Here is a 15,288-nt window from a genome sequence, read left to right as displayed (position 1 = left end):
TGAAAACGTCCGCCACCAGTAGATTTCGCCTATAGTAAATTTGCTGGCGCAACAGGGGTTCCCCTTGAGGGGGGAAACCCCAGCCGCATGCAGCCTCTGCGACAGTAACCACCACTAGGTTCGCCAGTAGAGTATCTAGTGGCGCAATTATCATATAGCTCCCTGCCAGACCCTCAAATTGGCGTGTTTGCGCGGGCAGGCTCGCGGCGCTAATCATCGGCAAACGGTAGCGTCACGTCCGCCATCTTTGCCACGTCCGCGCCCTCGAACGGGGTGCCAATCCGGATACAGGGGCGCGGCTTGCCGTCCGGGCACTTCTCTTTGTCCCTCACCAGCCAGCCCACCTCAATTCCTTGGGCAATGATCGCGGCGACTTTTTTGCGGTCCGCTTCCTCGTCCGGCGTTCGTTCCTCTGCCTTTGGCGCACCGAGGGCCAACCCCAATTGTTCCTCTATGAGAAAGCCGACATACCCATCCGCTCCGTAGTGCGCCTTGCGTTTGTCCTGTGTGGCAACTTTGATCGCAGTCTGGATCGCCAACTTGTCGGCATCTGACAATGCTCCGCGCTGGGCTTTAGTCGGCATTGTCCAGCTTTCCATCGTCTGCACATTGTCGCCGTGACGGTATTCAGCGTCTCCGTTGCCAAGGTTGACCCCAACCAGACGCGCCCATTTGGCTGCCCCTGCCGGGGCAAGGTTGGCTTTGCCGTTGTCGATACGGATATACATTCGGCGGTCCTCATGAGGGATATCCGCGTCGTAAGCCTCCTTCATGGACATTTGGGTCAGTTGTCGGACGCTACGCGCTCCGTCTATAAGCGCGGAGGCACCGCGTGAAGCCCCCGCGCCAGCTTCGCTGCCCATTGCGGTCGCCGCCTTGCTGGTGTGGTGCACTAAAACAAGCGCAATATCCGCTTGATCTGCGATCTTTCGCATTCCACCAACAAGGACGTTCATGTCCGTGTTTGAGTTTTCGGGCAGGGTGTGCACCGCGCCCAGAGGGTCCATAATCAACACGTCGATCTGACTCGCTCGTAGTTTCCCGATAAGGCCTTCCACCGCACCCGGCACAAGTTGCGGCCCGTTGCTCCCCGTTTGCGCAAGCACCAACTCCGTGTCTCGCCCCGATAGAAAAATGCGATCCTCAATATCAGCCCAATTAACACCGTGGTGCGCCATCGCCGCTGCCAGTCGCTTTCGTTGTTCTTCGTAGGGGTCTTCTGCGTTGTGGACCCACACGCGCAAAGGCTTGTGGGGTTTGCATCCCGGCAATAGTTCCCGCCCCGACGCAATTGCTACCGCGTCCAGCATTGCCAATGCGGACTTTCCCGTGCCACCTGCCGCGACCATCACTGAATAGAAACCCCGAACATAGTCAAAACCATAAACCCATTTGCGGGGTGGTAGCTTTTTAGGGTCAAATGTGGTCACGGGCGAAAGTGGGTTTGCATTTATGGCAGCTATATTAGCTGCGCTCTGCCCAGCAAACGTAGCGGCCTTCACATAGTCCTTTACCTGCGCCGCCCCTGCCGGATTGACGCGCTCTAGGATCGCCATAAGTCCGCCCCAACCTTTCATGGGCCGATCTTGTTCCTCCCATAGCTTGCGGCTTTCTGCGGTATCGTTTCGCGGATAGCGGTCGCAGAAGTCAGAGAACCACTCGCCTGCCTCTGCGACTATCCCCAACCCCAGCGCCGCCCCTTTGGCGGCATATGCAACGGCCACCCATTCATTTCGGTCGAACGTACCATCGTCGTTCGGCATGAGTTCCAATGCCATGTGCAAAGCCTCTGCGTTGGGCGCGGCCCAGCCCGTCTTTGTCGCGCCGTTTGCCGGGCTACGCGCCCCGCCTCCGCCCATGGCCGCATTGCCCCTGCCGGACGAGCCGCGCCGCGCTGCTATGCGTCCAACGGCGGCTTGCATATTGCCAACCGTACGGGCAGCGGGACTTGCCGCGCTCACGCCTTTGCCCCTTTCACGGACACTGCCATTTTAATCGTGGCTCCACGCTTACGCTTTGTGGCGGTTGGCAGGTTCAAAGTGAACGGCAGCCGGGCGATACGCGGAAGGTCTGACATACTGTCCGCGCGCATAACACGCTCCATGTTCGCTGCGGCGGGAACGCTATCTGCCAGATTTTCTGGGGTGCAGGCACCCGGCCATTGGTCCCACTTCGTCCAGACGTGAAAGCCGTTTCCACTGTCCATCACGAAGTTGGACAGGTCCTCGTACACTAGGTCTGCCAAAGCATTCGACCAAGTTGGATCGTCTACCGGGGCGTCTTTGCTGTCGAAGTCGAACACCATCGCCCGCCGTGCGATAACGTCACCCGCGCTTGCCGTCAGGTTCGTGTCCGCCATATCAGCGCGGCGGATATTGATGCCGATATAGATGTTGCGAAGTCCGTAGTATTTGCGGATGAACGCTACCATTTTTGTGCGCTGGACTGGATCGCCGATCACGCCGCAATACGATACCGCGCCACAGCCTGCCGGGTCAATTACTCTAAGTTCGACTACGTCAGTTGGCAGATAAAATTCTGCAAGGGCGTCCAGCCCCATTTCCGGCGCGGGGCCGTTTGCCAATGCCTCGCGGACTTTGGTTATGAAATCGTGGCTGTGAATAAGCTCCACTGCATACTTTCCAGCTAGTTGCTGGAACGTTGGATCGTCCACAAGCCCGCTTGCATGAGCCTTGATTAATACGGTGTGCCATTCGTCGCTATAGTCGGACGTGGCGGCTTGCTTTGCCTGTTGTGTCAGTGCTACTTTGATCATGAGAGAAGTTCCTGATATTGGCCGTTTGTCCCTTGCTCGGGCGGACGGTCTTTTCTTTTCTGGGGTTAGGCTCCGGTGTTCTCCGCTTGGCGATCAATCCACGCCATAATGTCCGAAAAGCGCCAAAACGTAGCGCGCCCGACCTTGAAAGCACTCGGCAGGCGCACTGCCGGGTCCGGATGTTTCGCAAGGCGGTGGATATGCCGTTCAGACACGCCAAGCCGTTCGGCAAGATCACGCGCCCTTAGCGCGACCGGGTGCGGGTGTTTTGCGGTTGGGTGGTAAGGGGTGTGTGCGGTGTTCATGTCTCGACCTTTCGTTGTTATCGTTGGTCAAGACATATCACATGGGCTAGATTGTAGACTAGAGAAAAGTCCGGTAAGTTGTTGTTTATAATAACTTGTCTGATCTGTCAAACTTCTCTGACGAGCGTGTCAAAGTTCCACGGCCCTTGCCTGCCGTGCGCAGAGGTTTTCCTTCGCCGACTTAAAAATCTGGGCTTTGAAATATGTCTGGCAGAGGAGGCTTTCTGCCGGACAGGTTGTGGGCGTGTGCCAACATGCTGGCCGTGTGAAAGCTGTCCGGCAGGATTGATACTTCACCTTTAATGTCCAGTCGTTCCAGAACGTTCAAAAGAATTGCGCTTTGCCACTTTGTGGACAGTTCATCTGGGTCGTCAGGCAGGCCGTCAATTGCAAAGATGGCCGCTGCCGCGATGTCCAGATCATCGGCAATACCTCTACCATCGGCCAAAACGTGTACGAAAGTCCAAAACTAGGTGGCGTCAAACGAACCCGTATCGGTGTTCGCGCTCTCCAAAAGGCGGTCCAACTTTGTGTGAAGGTGGTCCCGGCTTGTTGTGTCCGCCACGCCTATGCTCCCCTGCCGGACGTAAGCGTCACTACGTTGACGGCGTCCTCGTTCGCTTCCAAGCCCGCGCAGTGGTCGGCCCACGCCTCCATCATCGGGCGACGGCGCTCTACTGCGGACCCTCGCATATAGGCCCGCTCTACCGCGCCAAGCTGGTGCGCCAGTTGTTCTTCGATCAACTCACGGGGAAAAGTCGTTTCGGACGCGGTCCAAGTCTTGAATGTTGCCCGCAAACCGTGGACCGTGAATTCTTCAAAGCCTTTCAAGCGGCGCATGAACATCAGCGCGGTCATTTTAGACAGGGCTTTGCTGCCGTCTTCGCTGAACACATGCGGACCGCACTCACCCACTGCCCCCTGCCGGACCTTCACGTCCGCCAGAATTGCGGCCATGCGCTTTGTGATCGGCACTTCGTGGCCCCGGCGCATTTTCATGCGTTCGGCGGGAATGGCCCAGATCATTAGTTCGAGGTCGATTTCATCCCAGACCGCAAAGCGGGCTTCGCCTGTCCGGCAGGCGGACAGTGTGATCCACTCCAACATCAGCGCAGACATGCTGCCTTCCTGACGTGCTGATATGGCCATGAACAGTTCCGCGACACGTCCATGGGGAATTGCGTTGTGGTGGCCCCGCGTCAGCTTCTTTGGTGCGGACAGGGTATGGTCAAACTGCGTCCATGCTGCCGGGTTATCCCCCTTAAAGTGCCCGTTTTGAATGGCGTGGCTGAATAGACGTTCGATGCGTTCGCGCGACCGCGTTGCCGTGGGGTTCTTCGTTTCCCAAATCGGCTTGAGGACGCCCAACACGTCAATACGGTTGATCGCGGCCAGCGGCTTGTTACGCAGCGTCTTAGCGTGGGTGGCGAACGTTGCTTCCCATTGCTGGACGTGCGCGGCGTTGGCAAAGCGCGGTAGCATTTCTGGCAAAAAGTTTTCATCGGCGTAGCGCCCGAATGTCATTTCGGCTGCGCTTAGCGCCTTTACGTCTTCTAAGGCTTTCTTTTGCCCTGCCTCCCCTGCACGGCGATCCTGTTCAATCGGGTCATGCCCGTCGCTCACCATCAGGCGGAATGCAGTGGCCTTCTTACGGGCAGCAGCCAATGTTGTGCTGGGATAGGTGCCCAAACCCATATCACGCTGCCGCACGGCACTTCCCCGTGCCTCTTGTTGCGCTACAAAGTCTGCATCGCGTGACGTGAAGCGAAACGCCCACTTGCCCGCGCCAGAGCCTTTGGCGACGCGATAAGACAACCCGCCGCCATCATTAAGGTTGGCCCCGGCAGCGGCGGCGGCGATTTGCTTGTCAGTCAGGCGGTGAAGCGTTTGTGCCATTGTGGTGTCCCCCTCAAATGCCAACGGCGGCGCGGTAGTGTTCCACAAAAATGTCAGGTTGGTTGATTGCGCAGGCAGCGGCGTGAGTGCTGACGCCGCCGTCTTCCAGCAACATTTGCAGCAACGCCGCTGTGTTGCGGCCCCCTGCCGGACACAAGGCGTGGGCATCGTCGCTCAAGGTCTGCATGTCCACCAAGCACAACGCGCCTTGGACCGCTCTCACGTCCACGAGTTCTGCAATGGCTGCAGACGCGTCCGTGTTCACGTTGGTTTTTGCATACATAAAATAGTGACCCATGCTTGGCTTCTCTTTCAGTTAATAAATCACAACGCATAACGCGCCGGTCACTAACTGGTCACTAATTTTTGATGCGCTGTCAAGGCATCTCGGGGCACCCCATGTCAGAGTAAAGTCTTAAAATCGCATGTTTTTATAGTTATTAAATTTATCCAGACGCACTATGTCAGGCCCACTCACCTATGTTATGCGTTCTAGACGTCCGTCAGTGCGCCCAGATTACTGCGCGGCGTCACAGCCGCGAATATCGACAGCCTTGCCACCCGCCAGAACCGTAATACGCACGTCTGACCGGTTCAACGCAAAGCCACCCCCACTGACATGCATCATGTCAGAACGCGCAAACAGCACGCTCCCCTCACGCCAAGTTTCTGGTTGCGACACCCAGACTTGTTGATCGCCCGCCTCAATCACCACGGCTTCGTCGCCACCCGTCGGGGCCATTTCGACACGGGTTGTCAGGCGCAAACCGTCGATCATCGGATCAATGGCGCAAGTGACCGCGCCAACGCCTGCCTCGCCTTCGGTCATGGGTCGGCCAAGCAGCGCCGCTACAATTGACGGATCGCGCGCCCCGCCCACAGGCAGAACCGCGTCAAAATCCAACAGCACCGGCACGCAAATTTCTTCGCAAACGCCAATCTGAATTTGCCCACGCATCTGCGCGGGCGTATTCGGATCGTTGAGCGTCATTTCGACCGGAATAACCACGACGTTGGTATAGCCGATAGATCGCATTCCGTTTTGATCGAAAACCTCGGGGACAGGCCAATGAAACGCAGCTGCTGCTAGATTCTGCGACCCTAGCCAGCCAAATCGTGGCGGGATGCCCCCATCGCCGGGCGTGCGCCAATAGGTCTTCCATCCCGGCGCAAGTCGTAGCTGTAGACCCGCCATGTGGGTGCCATTGTCTGTGCGCCAGCCGATCAAAACCTCAAGCTCGACGATACCATCCGCAGGGCCTGCTAGTGCGGGGGGCGCGACACAAAGAGCCAGAATTGATGTAAAAATCTTATAAGTCATACGTCTTACTCAGCCAATCGCGACGCAAAAGGAAGTCACGTTTGGGGGAGCGATATGTCAGTGAGCCGCGCGCGCCCTTTGCGTGCAAACCGCACTTGTGAATTTTCTTTAACAGCCCCATCTTAAGGGTATGACAGATACCACTGACCTTACTGGCAAACTTTTGATTGCGATGCCCGATATGGGTGATCCGCGCTTTGATCGCGCGGTGATCTTCATGTGCGCGCATTCTGCCGACGGTGCTATGGGGCTAATGGTCAACAAACCCGCGCCGGACGTGCGATTTTCGGACCTTTTGGAACAGTTGTCGATCGACGAAGGCGACCAGACCACCGATATCCGCATTCACATTGGCGGGCCCGTTGAAACAGGCCGCGGATTTGTGTTGCATACGTCTGATTATGCATCGGGCGCTGGCACCATGGAGGTCGCGGGCGGCTTCGCAATGACTGCCACCCTTGATATCCTTGAAGACATTGCAACCGGCAGCGGGCCGAAACGGTCGATGTTGGGGCTCGGGTATACCGGCTGGGGTCCGGGGCAGATTGAAAGTGAGTTGGTCAAAAACGGCTGGCTGGTGTGTGACGCGACAGATGACATCCTGTTCGGTCGCGCCGCCGAACATAAATGGACTGCGGCGCTTAAGGTCCTTGGCGTAGATCCGTTGATGTTATCAGCGTCGGGTGGGTCAGCCTAACTGGAAAAATCGCGCCTTAACGTGGTGCAGCCGCGCGCCGCAACCGATCATTGATTGCGCGGCCCAGCCCGTGATCCGGGATCGGCGACACTGCAATCCGCGCAGCCCCCATCGCATTTAACTGGTGCAACGCATCAAACAAGCCTGCGGCAGCTTGTACCAAATCACCTGACGAGGATAGATTTATCACTGCCTCAACCGGGCCAAAACCCAACAACGTCTCACCCGTTTCCACCGATCGCGCGTTCAACCGCACCGTGCCTTTCGGTGCATAATGTGACGCCAATTGACCCGGTGAAGACGGTGCGGACGTTTCCCCAGTAAGCGCTAAATTATATCCCAAAGCCGCCTCTATTGCCTCAACTGGAAGGCCACCTGCGCGCAGCAAAGTCGGCACAGGTTTCATCGCGATAATCGTCGATTCCAACCCCACACCACAATCACCACCGTCTATAACTCCATCAATCCGGCCCGACATTAGGTCGCGGACATGGGCAAATTTCGTCGGACTAACCTGCCCTGACGGATTGGCAGATGGCGCGGCAATCGGCCCGCCAAACGCAGCCAGCAACCTATTGGCAACACCGTGATCCGGCACGCGTATTGCCAAAGTCCCCAGACCTGCGGTCACCAGTGGCGAAATCGTACTGTCGTGGCGCAATGGCAGGACCAAAGTCAACGCACCGGGCCAAAACGCCTGCGCCAGCGCCAGCGCGGTGTCATCAAAATCTACAAACTGCTGCGCCGCTTCAATGGATCCAATATGCACAATGAGCGGATTGAAACTTGGCCGTCCCTTCGCGAGGTAAAGCCGCGCGACAGCGTCACTGTTGCACGCGTCCACACCCAGCCCATAAACCGTTTCAGTCGGAAACGCGACAAGCCCGCCGCCAGCCAGAACGCATGCAGCCTTGTCCAGTTCAGTGCGATCAGTCACAAAGATGCGTGTGGTCAAATTATTCATGACGTCGCGTTTTGGTTGCGGGTATTGCCCATGCAGATAGCTTTCCTGTTATTGGCGACATACGCTGCCCTTTTTGCGAATCCAAGACTGCAAACCAATGCGGCGAAACCAAGAACCCAATTACCGGAGCGTTTCTATGCCCTATCGTTCACCGATCACTGATTTCCGTTTCATTATGGACCATGTCGTGGGCTTCCACCAAGTCGCCGCGACAGATCGGTTTGCCGAAGCCACGCCTGATATGTGTGACGCGATCCTGACTGAGGCCGCAAAACTGAGCGATGAGGTTCTGGCACCGCTGCAAAAGTTGGGCGATCAGCATCCGGCCGTTCTGGAAAACGGCGTTGTGCGCACCTCGCCCGGATTTGGCGACGGGTTCAAAGCCATCGCAAACGGTGGCTGGATCGGCATTTCAGCCTCCACCGAAAACGGTGGCATGGGATTGCCGCTGACGCTGGCGACCACAGTGAACGATATGATGGCAGGCGCTTGCCTGTCCCTGCAACTCAACCCGCTGATGTGCCAAGGCCAAATCGAAGCGCTGGAACATCATGCCAGCGACGCGATCAAGGACCTGTATCTGCCGAAACTAATTTCGGGTGAATGGGCAGGCACAATGAACCTGACCGAACCTCAGGCTGGATCGGACGTTGGCGCGTTGCGTTCCACGGCGGTACCCAACGATGACGGCAGCTATGCGATTTCTGGCCAAAAAATATATATCTCATGGGCGGACAACGATTTCACTGAAAACGTCTGCCACCTTGTGCTTGCACGTTTGCCTGACGGCGTTGCTGGCACCAAAGGTATCAGCCTGTTTATGGTCCCGAAACGGATCCCCGACGCGGATGGAAATCTAGGCGAGCGTAACGATCTGCGGGTGATTAGCTTGGAACATAAGATGGGCCTGCACGGATCGCCAACGGCGGTTATGGAATACGCGGGCGCCAAGGGCTGGCTGGTTGGCGAAAAACACGCAGGCATGGCCGCGATGTTCACGATGATGAATAACGCCCGCCTCGGCGTTGCGACGCAAGGCATCGGTGTCGCCGAAGCTGCGTATCAGCACGCGCTGGCCTACGCGATGGACCGCAAACAGGGTAAAGCTGGTGGAACAGGGACCATTGCCGAACACGCTGACGTGCGCCGTATGCTGGCGTCAATGAAGGCTGATATTTTCGCCGCCCGCGCTATTTCGCTGGCCAATGCAGTCGCGATCGACATGGCCAACGCCACGGGGGACGGCGCGTGGACCGCGCGCGCAGCACTGCTCACCCCGATATCAAAAGCGTTCGGAACTGATATTGGTGTTGAGATCACATCGACTGGTATCCAGACCCACGGTGGCATGGGGTTCATCGAAGAAACTGGCGCGGCGCAATACGCCCGCGACGTGCGCGTCACCACAATTTACGAAGGTACCAACGGCATCCAAGCCATGGACCTTGTAGCGCGCAAAATGATGGACGGTGGCGATGCGGCCTTTGCATTGCTTGATGAAATTGAAGCCGCCGCTGACGCCGCCAAAGCAACGATGCCAGATTTGGCGGAACCCGTCTGGCAAGCAGCAGAAACGCTGCGCGAAACAACCGAATGGCTGGCCACGCAGGATATAACCGACCGTTTCGCAGGCGCGGTTCCCTACTTGCGCGCCTTTGCAAGGGTGCTCGGCGGGCATTATCATCTGACCGCTGCGGCGCAGGGTGACGGGACGCGCAAGCGCCTCGCGACATTCTACATCAAGCGTATCTTGCCCGAACACACAGGCCTTCTGGCCCATGTGCGCGAGGGTGGCGATGATCTGATGGCAATCACGCTGGACGATCTGGTTGCCTGATTTGATCCGCTATCCGTGGTCTGAACCGCCTGAGCTTGGCAAAGCAATCGAAGTCGCGGACGGCGTCCTTTGGATGCGCCTGCCACTGCCAATGGCGCTGGATCACGTCAATGTCTATGCGCTGGATGATGGGATCGGTTGGACGGTGATCGACACTGGAGTCGACAGCCGCAAAACCCGCGCCATTTGGGATGATTTGCTGGCCGGACCACTGGCAGGCAAACCTGTCAGCCGCGTTATTGGCACCCATCATCACCCTGATCACATCGGGCTGGCTGGTTGGTTTCAGGACGCTGGCGCGGGACTGGCGATGCCACGCACCGCATGGCTGATGGCACGGATGTTGACGTTGGACGAACAGCCCACTTACCCATCGCAGTCCATTGAATTTTACAAACGCGCAGGCATGGCTGATGATCTGTTGGCGAAACGCCGCAAGGATCGCCCCTTTAACTTCGCCGATTGCGTTCACCCAATGCCGCTGGGTTTCACCAGACTGCAAGACGGCGGGACCATCCGGATGGGCGGGCGCACATGGACCATCCGCATGGGCAATGGCCACGCGCCGGAACACGCAACGTTCTGGAGCCAGGATGACAATCTTGTCATAGGCGGCGATCAGTTGCTGCCGTCCATCAGCCCGAACATCGGTGTCTATCCAACCGAACCCGACGCCGACCCGCTGGCAGAATGGCTAGAAGCCTGCGAACGGCTGGCCCCTTTTGCGCGGACCGACCATCTGGTGCTTGGTGGCCATAAACTGCCGTTTACGGGCTTGCCAAAACGCATGCAGCAACTGATCGAAAATCATCATGGTGCGCTTAAGCGACTGATTGCCCACATCGCCGAACCCCAACGTGCTGGCGATTGCTTTAAGCCATTGTTCAAACGTGAGATCGGCGAGGGCGTTTACGGCCTAGCGCTCGTTGAATCCCTTGCCCACCTCAATCACCTGCACCAAACCGGCCAAGCCACGCGCGAATTGCGCGACGGGGCCTATTGGTTTCAGGCCGTCTGACGCAGGGCGCAAACGCCTGCGTCATTCATTGTTACAACGGTATTTTCGGGCGTCGAGAGGTCGCGATCCGACACCTGCTAGTGCCGTGCGTTCATCCGCGCGGTCAACTTGCCCAAAATACGGCCAGCGGTCGTTTCGCACAGTGCAGGGATCACCGAATGTACCAGGGCAGCGCCCCCTGCAACCATCAGCCAGAACGCAAAGCCACCTGCAAACCGCATATGCTGGAAATAGGTTTCGTCCACCGTTGCGGGATGGGCAAGAAACCAGCGGTCAATCAAGCTGGTACGGGTCGTTGTGCTGAGGTTGGACATTGGATGGCTCCTGTAATTGCTTTTCACAATCCTATACGTTTCACACCGCAAACACGTCCCAAATGCTATGGCCAAGGGCATGATAACTGGGATACTATCCCGCTATGAAGCATGAACTCGATACAATCGACCAGCGCATCCTTGCTATATTGCAAACTGATGCCACGCAATCTGTCGACGCGATTTCGGATCAGGTCGCCCTGTCGCGCAATGCCTGTTGGCGGCGGATCAAAGCGATGGAGGCCAATGGCATTATCCGCGCACGCGTCGCGCTGCTTGATCCGATCAAGATCGGTTGCCCCCTGACTGTGTTGGTGTTGATCCGCACAGATCACCATTCCGACAGTTGGCGCAAAGATTTTGCGGCCGCAATCGCCGCCCTGCCTGAAATTACGTCAGCCCAGCGCATGACGGGTGATCTGGATTACGTGCTCAAGGTGCGGCTCGCGGATGTTGTGGCATATGATCTATTTTACAAACGCCTGACATCACGGATTTCTGTATCGGATATTTCCGCCAGTTTCGTTATGGAAGACATCAAAGACACCACGGCTCTGCCGTTTTAGCCTTGAAGGGACCTAAAAATGGACAATAAGATCGCCACCTCCGCCGAAGCGTTTGAGGCCGACGCCATTCCGCGTATTCATGAGGTCCATGTCGATCCGACCAAATGCGCCCCCGACGCCAGCGCCATAAAGGCACAAAAGACACCCAAAAGTCCCGCGCGTTGGGCCTATGAGCGCCTCATCCTCTATATTCAGAATTTCGAAAAGCAGCTCGACAATGAACACGAAGTCGCGATGGGGTTCGCGGGCGACAGTTCCGGCGTCATCAAGATTGAAGGTATGGGGTATTACGACCCCGATATCATCACCTTTTATGGGTCAGATCCATCCGGCGCCAAAACGCAGCTGATCCAACATGTTAGCCAGCTATCAGTCAAGCTGCGCGCGCTCCCCAAACAGGTTGAAACGGCAGAACCGGAACGGATCGGATTTCGATTGGCAGCTGAACTGGACAGTGTTGATGCGACGTCCTGACGACACGTGTGGGGCTGACATTGCCCCGTAAATCGGCTAGAGCCCGATAAAAGCGAAATAAGGAAGATAACATGCCTGATCATAAGCACGGCGAAATGGACATAAGCGTTCAGGAAAAAACCTTCAACGGCTTCATGAGCATGGTGACGAAAATCGCTGTCATTATCGTCATCTCGCTCATCCTTCTGGCCCTGATCAACGGATAAACTTCCATGAAACGCCGTGCGTTTGTGCTGTCTGCACCCCTTGCTCTTGCGGCATGCGGTGGTGTGATCCGCGAAGAAATCATCGCCCCACAAGCGGCGATTGACCGTGTTGCCTATGTGCATCCGGGGCCAAAATCCCTGACGCTGGTGACGATGAAAAACACAAGCTCACACAATGGCGCACACACTGGACTGATGATTAATGCCAGTCAGCGCGTTTTGTGGGATCCTGCCGGCACATTCGGCCATTCGTCGATTCCGGAACGCAACGATGTTCACTTCGGTATCACACCGCAGATTGAACAACTTTATGTTTCGTACCATTCGCGCGTGACATTTTACACGTTAATTCAGGAGGTCGACGTGTCACCGCAAGTCGCAGAGCACGCTTTGCGCTTGGTGATGGCTAACGGACCGACGCCCAAAGCCGCCTGCACGACCCACACATCACGCATGTTGGGACAGTTGCCGGGCTTTGAGAGCATCCGCACCACCCTGTTCCCGAACAATCTGTCAGACCAGTTCAACCTGATCCCCGGTGTGCGCAGTCGTGAATACCGTGAGACTGACAGCGATGACAAAGACATCGCCGCCGCCGCAATTGACCGACAGCTTAGTGCCAATCAATAAGCGCCGGTTAACCAAACCATACCAAACAGCGTGGCTCCGCCCAAGGTGATGGCGGCCACGACATTGCGGGTAAGCAGCCCAACCCCGAATGTGACCAACGCAGCACTCAGCCGCGCAGGGTCGACTTCGCCGCCCGTTGCGGCGGGCCACAAAACCAGCGGCGCGACCAACCCCGGCAAGACCGCAACAGCCGTGTAGCGCAGATGCCGCAACACCCATTCCGGCAGGTCCTTGCCCCCGATCAGGCCAAGAAACGAAAAGCGGATCAAATAGGTGCCGACGCCCAGCACTATGATGATGGCCCAGATATAGGTCGCGGTCATGCTCGGGTTCACGCCTGCGCCCTCCGGTGCATCCACAGTTCAATCTGCGCGCCGACGATCATGGCGACAGCCGCTGCGACCAAAAGGCCAAGGTTGTAGGGCAATCCGGAAAACACCAGCGCCAGAATGATGGACACGACAGCCGACACCATATGCGCCAGAGTGCGCATCATAGGTGCAATAATCGCGAGGAAACAGATCGGCACAGCGAAATCCAATGCCATCCAGTCGGGAATCGTATCCCCCAACCAAATACCAAGGCCCGTTGCCACAACCCACATCGGACTCACCGGTGTTACCGCGCCAAAAAAGAACGCGATGCGTTGGGACAGCGACAAATCAGGCACATCCTCAAAGCGGTTCATCGACACCGCGTAGCTTTGATCGACATTCACGTAGGCAATCAATGCGCGTTTCCACAGCGGTGCGCGGCCAAGCCACATCGCCAAAGACGCTGAATACATGGCCATGCGCAAATTCACCGCAAGCGCTGTTGCGACCACGATCAGGAACGGTGCGTCTTCGGCCATCAATTGTAGTGCGGTGAACTGCGCGGCACCAGCAAACACCACGGACGAAAACGCCATGGTTTGCACGCTGGTAAATCCCGCATCAGTCGCGACGACGCCAAACAGCATCCCAAACGGCATGACCACCAACAGGAACGGCAGGCCCGTGCGAAAGCCAATCCAATAATATGATTTCTGGGTCGCGCGCGACATCAAGCTGCCTTATATTTTGCTACAACCGCCATAGCTTTGGCCCCACCAATTGACAATGAGGTCATACGGCATGCGTGAACCCTTTGGACTTATCCTTGCAGGCGGTCGCGGCACCCGTATGGGCGGGGTTTCCAAGGCGGACCTTATTTTGGGTCATTCAACGCTGCTCACTCAGGCGCAGGCACGGCTTGAACCCCAAGTAGTGGCGATTGCCGTCAACTCCAACGCCCCCATAACAACCAATCTCCCTGTCATCAAAGATGCGACACGCGACCACCTTGGCCCCCTTGAGGGCGTTCTGGCGGGTCTTGATTGGGCCGTCAGCCAAGGTGGCACGCACATCGTGACCGTCGCCGTGGACACGCCGTTCTTCCCTTGCGACCTGGTCCCGCGTTTGCTTATGGCAGGGCAAACGCACCCGAACGGTTTCGCAATTGCATCCACGTCGGACGGCCTACACGGTACTTTTGGTATCTGGCCCACCACATTGCGCGACGAACTCGCCACGTTCCTAGACCAGGGCCAGCGCAAAGTCCGCGCCTTTACACAAGCACAGGCCGCCGCCACCGCGATCTTCCCAGACACAACGCCACCATCATTCTTCAACATCAACACACCCGAAGACCTAGCGACAGCGGCGCAATGGTTATGACCCAAATGATCATCTCACAGGGCTTTGATGACAGCGAACGCGCGCAAGTCGCACAGATGTATTGGGTTGCTTTCGGGCAAAAACTTGGCCGTGTGATGGGGCCAGAACGCCGCGCAATCGCGTTCGTTCAAGACGTACTCGATCCAACGCATGCACTTTGCGCACGCGGCGCAGACGGAACGCTGTTGGGTGTCGTGGGGTTCAAAACCTACGAATCCGCACTGGTTGGCGGTACATGGCGCGACCTTGCGCGACATTACGGTTGGGTCGGCAGCGCTTGGCGCATCGGCCTTCTTGCCCTATTAGAACGCGACACAGAAAACGCCCGTTTTTTGATGGACGGTATTTTTGTCAGTGATGGCGCACGCGGCAAAGGCGTCGGCACCGCCCTGCTGCACGCCATCTACCGTGAGGCAAAGGCGCGCGGTTACAACGAAGTGCGCCTTGATGTGATCGACAGTAATCCACAGGCCCGTGCGCTTTACGATCGCGAAGGGTTTGTCGCGGGTGAGACGTACGCACTGGGGCCACTAAAATATATTTTCGGTTTCGAAAACGCGACGACCATGATCCGCAGGGTTTAAGCG

The 15,288-nt window shown here is 57.1% G+C and carries 20 protein-coding genes; 9 read left to right on the top strand and 11 right to left on the bottom strand.

Going from position 1 to position 15,288, the window contains the following annotated elements; genetic code table 11:
- Positions 1-209 precede the first annotated feature (209 nt).
- From OAN307_RS24945 to OAN307_RS00920, 7 genes are all read right to left on the bottom strand, one after another.
- Positions 210-1,961, bottom strand: a complete 1,752-nt coding sequence (locus OAN307_RS24945; RefSeq protein ID WP_015498015.1) for an AAA family ATPase — start codon at positions 1,959-1,961, stop codon at positions 210-212.
- Entirely contained in the window at positions 1,958-2,776 is an 819-nt protein-coding gene (locus OAN307_RS00945) for a hypothetical protein (protein ID WP_015498014.1), read from the bottom strand. Before OAN307_RS00945 ends, OAN307_RS24945 begins: the two co-directional genes overlap by 4 nt.
- Positions 2,777-2,841: 65 nt before the next feature.
- Complete coding sequence (locus OAN307_RS00940) at positions 2,842-3,081, bottom strand: helix-turn-helix transcriptional regulator (RefSeq protein ID WP_015498013.1); 240 nt, start codon at positions 3,079-3,081, stop codon at positions 2,842-2,844.
- Between the two features lie 181 nt (positions 3,082-3,262).
- On the bottom strand, positions 3,263-3,529 hold the full coding sequence (locus OAN307_RS00935) for a hypothetical protein (protein WP_015498012.1): 267 nt from the start codon (positions 3,527-3,529) through the stop codon (positions 3,263-3,265).
- A gap of 119 nt (positions 3,530-3,648) precedes the next feature.
- Complete coding sequence (locus tag OAN307_RS00930) at positions 3,649-4,977, bottom strand: tyrosine-type recombinase/integrase (RefSeq protein ID WP_015498011.1); 1,329 nt, start codon at positions 4,975-4,977, stop codon at positions 3,649-3,651.
- A 13-nt stretch (positions 4,978-4,990) separates the two neighbouring features.
- Entirely contained in the window at positions 4,991-5,275 is a 285-nt protein-coding gene (locus tag OAN307_RS28695) for a hypothetical protein (RefSeq protein WP_044042973.1), read from the bottom strand.
- A gap of 219 nt (positions 5,276-5,494) precedes the next feature.
- Complete coding sequence (locus tag OAN307_RS00920; RefSeq protein WP_015498010.1) at positions 5,495-6,298, bottom strand: protein-disulfide reductase DsbD domain-containing protein; 804 nt, start codon at positions 6,296-6,298, stop codon at positions 5,495-5,497.
- A 130-nt stretch (positions 6,299-6,428) separates the two neighbouring features.
- On the opposite strand from OAN307_RS00920, the gene OAN307_RS00915 reads away from it, so the two are divergent.
- Positions 6,429-6,995, top strand: coding sequence for a YqgE/AlgH family protein (locus tag OAN307_RS00915; protein ID WP_015498009.1), 567 nt, complete (start codon positions 6,429-6,431; stop codon positions 6,993-6,995).
- A gap of 16 nt (positions 6,996-7,011) precedes the next feature.
- Here OAN307_RS00915 and OAN307_RS00910 read toward each other — a convergent pair whose 3' ends face one another.
- Entirely contained in the window at positions 7,012-7,959 is a 948-nt protein-coding gene (locus OAN307_RS00910) for an L-threonylcarbamoyladenylate synthase (protein WP_015498008.1), read from the bottom strand.
- A gap of 136 nt (positions 7,960-8,095) precedes the next feature.
- Here OAN307_RS00910 and OAN307_RS00905 point away from each other — a divergent pair, with 136 nt between their 5' ends.
- Both OAN307_RS00905 and OAN307_RS00900 read left to right on the top strand, forming a co-directional pair.
- Positions 8,096-9,796 carry an acyl-CoA dehydrogenase gene (locus OAN307_RS00905; RefSeq protein WP_015498007.1) on the top strand — a complete coding sequence of 567 codons (1,701 nt, stop codon included), beginning with the start codon at positions 8,096-8,098 and terminating at the stop codon, positions 9,794-9,796.
- On the top strand, positions 9,789-10,814 hold the full coding sequence (locus OAN307_RS00900; protein ID WP_015498006.1) for an MBL fold metallo-hydrolase: 1,026 nt from the start codon (positions 9,789-9,791) through the stop codon (positions 10,812-10,814). Before OAN307_RS00905 ends, OAN307_RS00900 begins: the two co-directional genes overlap by 8 nt.
- A 77-nt stretch (positions 10,815-10,891) precedes the next feature.
- On the opposite strand, the gene OAN307_RS00895 is transcribed toward OAN307_RS00900, so the two are convergent.
- Positions 10,892-11,128: a DUF6356 family protein gene (locus OAN307_RS00895; RefSeq protein ID WP_044042970.1), complete on the bottom strand. Its 237-nt coding sequence runs from the start codon at positions 11,126-11,128 to the stop codon at positions 10,892-10,894.
- Positions 11,129-11,232: 104 nt separating this feature from the next.
- On the opposite strand from OAN307_RS00895, the gene OAN307_RS00890 reads away from it, so the two are divergent.
- The 4 genes from OAN307_RS00890 (at position 11,233) to OAN307_RS00875 (ending at position 13,004) form a co-directional block, all read left to right on the top strand.
- The gene (locus tag OAN307_RS00890; RefSeq protein WP_015498005.1) at positions 11,233-11,694 is read left to right on the top strand and encodes an Lrp/AsnC family transcriptional regulator; all 462 of its coding nucleotides are present in this window, start codon (positions 11,233-11,235) and stop codon (positions 11,692-11,694) included.
- Positions 11,695-11,712: 18 nt separating this feature from the next.
- Positions 11,713-12,168 (top strand): DUF6173 family protein, encoded by a 456-nt coding sequence (locus tag OAN307_RS00885; RefSeq protein WP_015498004.1) that lies wholly within the window; start codon positions 11,713-11,715, stop codon positions 12,166-12,168.
- 71 nt (positions 12,169-12,239) lie between these two features.
- Positions 12,240-12,374, top strand: coding sequence for an aa3-type cytochrome c oxidase subunit IV (locus OAN307_RS00880; protein WP_044042967.1), 135 nt, complete (start codon positions 12,240-12,242; stop codon positions 12,372-12,374).
- A gap of 6 nt (positions 12,375-12,380) precedes the next feature.
- Positions 12,381-13,004 (top strand): hypothetical protein, encoded by a 624-nt coding sequence (locus OAN307_RS00875; RefSeq protein ID WP_015498003.1) that lies wholly within the window; start codon positions 12,381-12,383, stop codon positions 13,002-13,004.
- Here the strand turns inward: OAN307_RS00875 and OAN307_RS00870 are convergent.
- Both OAN307_RS00870 and OAN307_RS00865 read right to left on the bottom strand, forming a co-directional pair.
- A complete protein-coding gene (locus tag OAN307_RS00870; protein WP_015498002.1) occupies positions 12,998-13,327 on the bottom strand; it encodes an AzlD domain-containing protein in 330 nt (109 codons plus the stop codon). The two genes, OAN307_RS00875 and OAN307_RS00870, sit on opposite strands and share 7 nt — an antisense overlap.
- 8 nt (positions 13,328-13,335) lie before the next feature.
- Positions 13,336-14,049, bottom strand: a complete 714-nt coding sequence (locus OAN307_RS00865; protein WP_015498001.1) for an AzlC family ABC transporter permease — start codon at positions 14,047-14,049, stop codon at positions 13,336-13,338.
- A 70-nt stretch (positions 14,050-14,119) separates the two neighbouring features.
- Here OAN307_RS00865 and mobA point away from each other — a divergent pair, with 70 nt between their 5' ends.
- Together mobA and OAN307_RS00855 are read left to right on the top strand one after the other, a co-directional pair.
- Positions 14,120-14,701 carry a molybdenum cofactor guanylyltransferase MobA gene (gene mobA / locus OAN307_RS00860; RefSeq protein WP_015498000.1) on the top strand — a complete coding sequence of 194 codons (582 nt, stop codon included), beginning with the start codon at positions 14,120-14,122 and terminating at the stop codon, positions 14,699-14,701.
- Positions 14,698-15,285, top strand: a complete 588-nt coding sequence (locus OAN307_RS00855) for a GNAT family N-acetyltransferase (RefSeq protein ID WP_015497999.1) — start codon at positions 14,698-14,700, stop codon at positions 15,283-15,285. Before mobA ends, OAN307_RS00855 begins: the two co-directional genes overlap by 4 nt.
- The last annotated feature ends 3 nt before the right edge of the window (positions 15,286-15,288 follow it).

It is taken from the genome of Octadecabacter antarcticus 307, assembly GCF_000155675.2.
In the GTDB taxonomy this organism is placed as follows: domain Bacteria; phylum Pseudomonadota; class Alphaproteobacteria; order Rhodobacterales; family Rhodobacteraceae; genus Octadecabacter; species Octadecabacter antarcticus.
This window is presented reverse-complemented; position numbering and strand designations above follow the sequence as displayed.

Excerpts from the sequence above, each read along its gene's own strand:
- mobA (WP_015498000.1), top strand. The coding sequence starts at position 14,120 with ATGCGTGAACCCTTTGGACTTATCCTTGCAGGCGGTCGCGGCACCCGT.
- OAN307_RS00905 (WP_015498007.1), top strand. The coding sequence starts at position 8,096 with ATGCCCTATCGTTCACCGATCACTGATTTCCGTTTCATTATGGACCAT.
- OAN307_RS00870 (WP_015498002.1), bottom strand. The coding sequence starts at position 13,327 with ATGACCGCGACCTATATCTGGGCCATCATCATAGTGCTGGGCGTCGGC.
- OAN307_RS00930 (WP_015498011.1), bottom strand. The coding sequence starts at position 4,977 with ATGGCACAAACGCTTCACCGCCTGACTGACAAGCAAATCGCCGCCGCC.
- OAN307_RS00865 (WP_015498001.1), bottom strand. The coding sequence starts at position 14,049 with ATGTCGCGCGCGACCCAGAAATCATATTATTGGATTGGCTTTCGCACG.
- OAN307_RS28695 (WP_044042973.1), bottom strand. The coding sequence starts at position 5,275 with ATGGGTCACTATTTTATGTATGCAAAAACCAACGTGAACACGGACGCG.
- OAN307_RS00855 (WP_015497999.1), top strand. The coding sequence starts at position 14,698 with ATGACCCAAATGATCATCTCACAGGGCTTTGATGACAGCGAACGCGCG.
- OAN307_RS00890 (WP_015498005.1), top strand. The coding sequence starts at position 11,233 with ATGAAGCATGAACTCGATACAATCGACCAGCGCATCCTTGCTATATTG.
- OAN307_RS00915 (WP_015498009.1), top strand. The coding sequence starts at position 6,429 with ATGACAGATACCACTGACCTTACTGGCAAACTTTTGATTGCGATGCCC.
- OAN307_RS00945 (WP_015498014.1), bottom strand. The coding sequence starts at position 2,776 with ATGATCAAAGTAGCACTGACACAACAGGCAAAGCAAGCCGCCACGTCC.
- OAN307_RS00895 (WP_044042970.1), bottom strand. The coding sequence starts at position 11,128 with ATGTCCAACCTCAGCACAACGACCCGTACCAGCTTGATTGACCGCTGG.
- OAN307_RS00885 (WP_015498004.1), top strand. The coding sequence starts at position 11,713 with ATGGACAATAAGATCGCCACCTCCGCCGAAGCGTTTGAGGCCGACGCC.
- OAN307_RS00920 (WP_015498010.1), bottom strand. The coding sequence starts at position 6,298 with ATGACTTATAAGATTTTTACATCAATTCTGGCTCTTTGTGTCGCGCCC.
- OAN307_RS00940 (WP_015498013.1), bottom strand. The coding sequence starts at position 3,081 with ATGAACACCGCACACACCCCTTACCACCCAACCGCAAAACACCCGCAC.
- OAN307_RS00880 (WP_044042967.1), top strand. The coding sequence starts at position 12,240 with ATGCCTGATCATAAGCACGGCGAAATGGACATAAGCGTTCAGGAAAAA.
- OAN307_RS00910 (WP_015498008.1), bottom strand. The coding sequence starts at position 7,959 with ATGAATAATTTGACCACACGCATCTTTGTGACTGATCGCACTGAACTG.
- OAN307_RS00875 (WP_015498003.1), top strand. The coding sequence starts at position 12,381 with ATGAAACGCCGTGCGTTTGTGCTGTCTGCACCCCTTGCTCTTGCGGCA.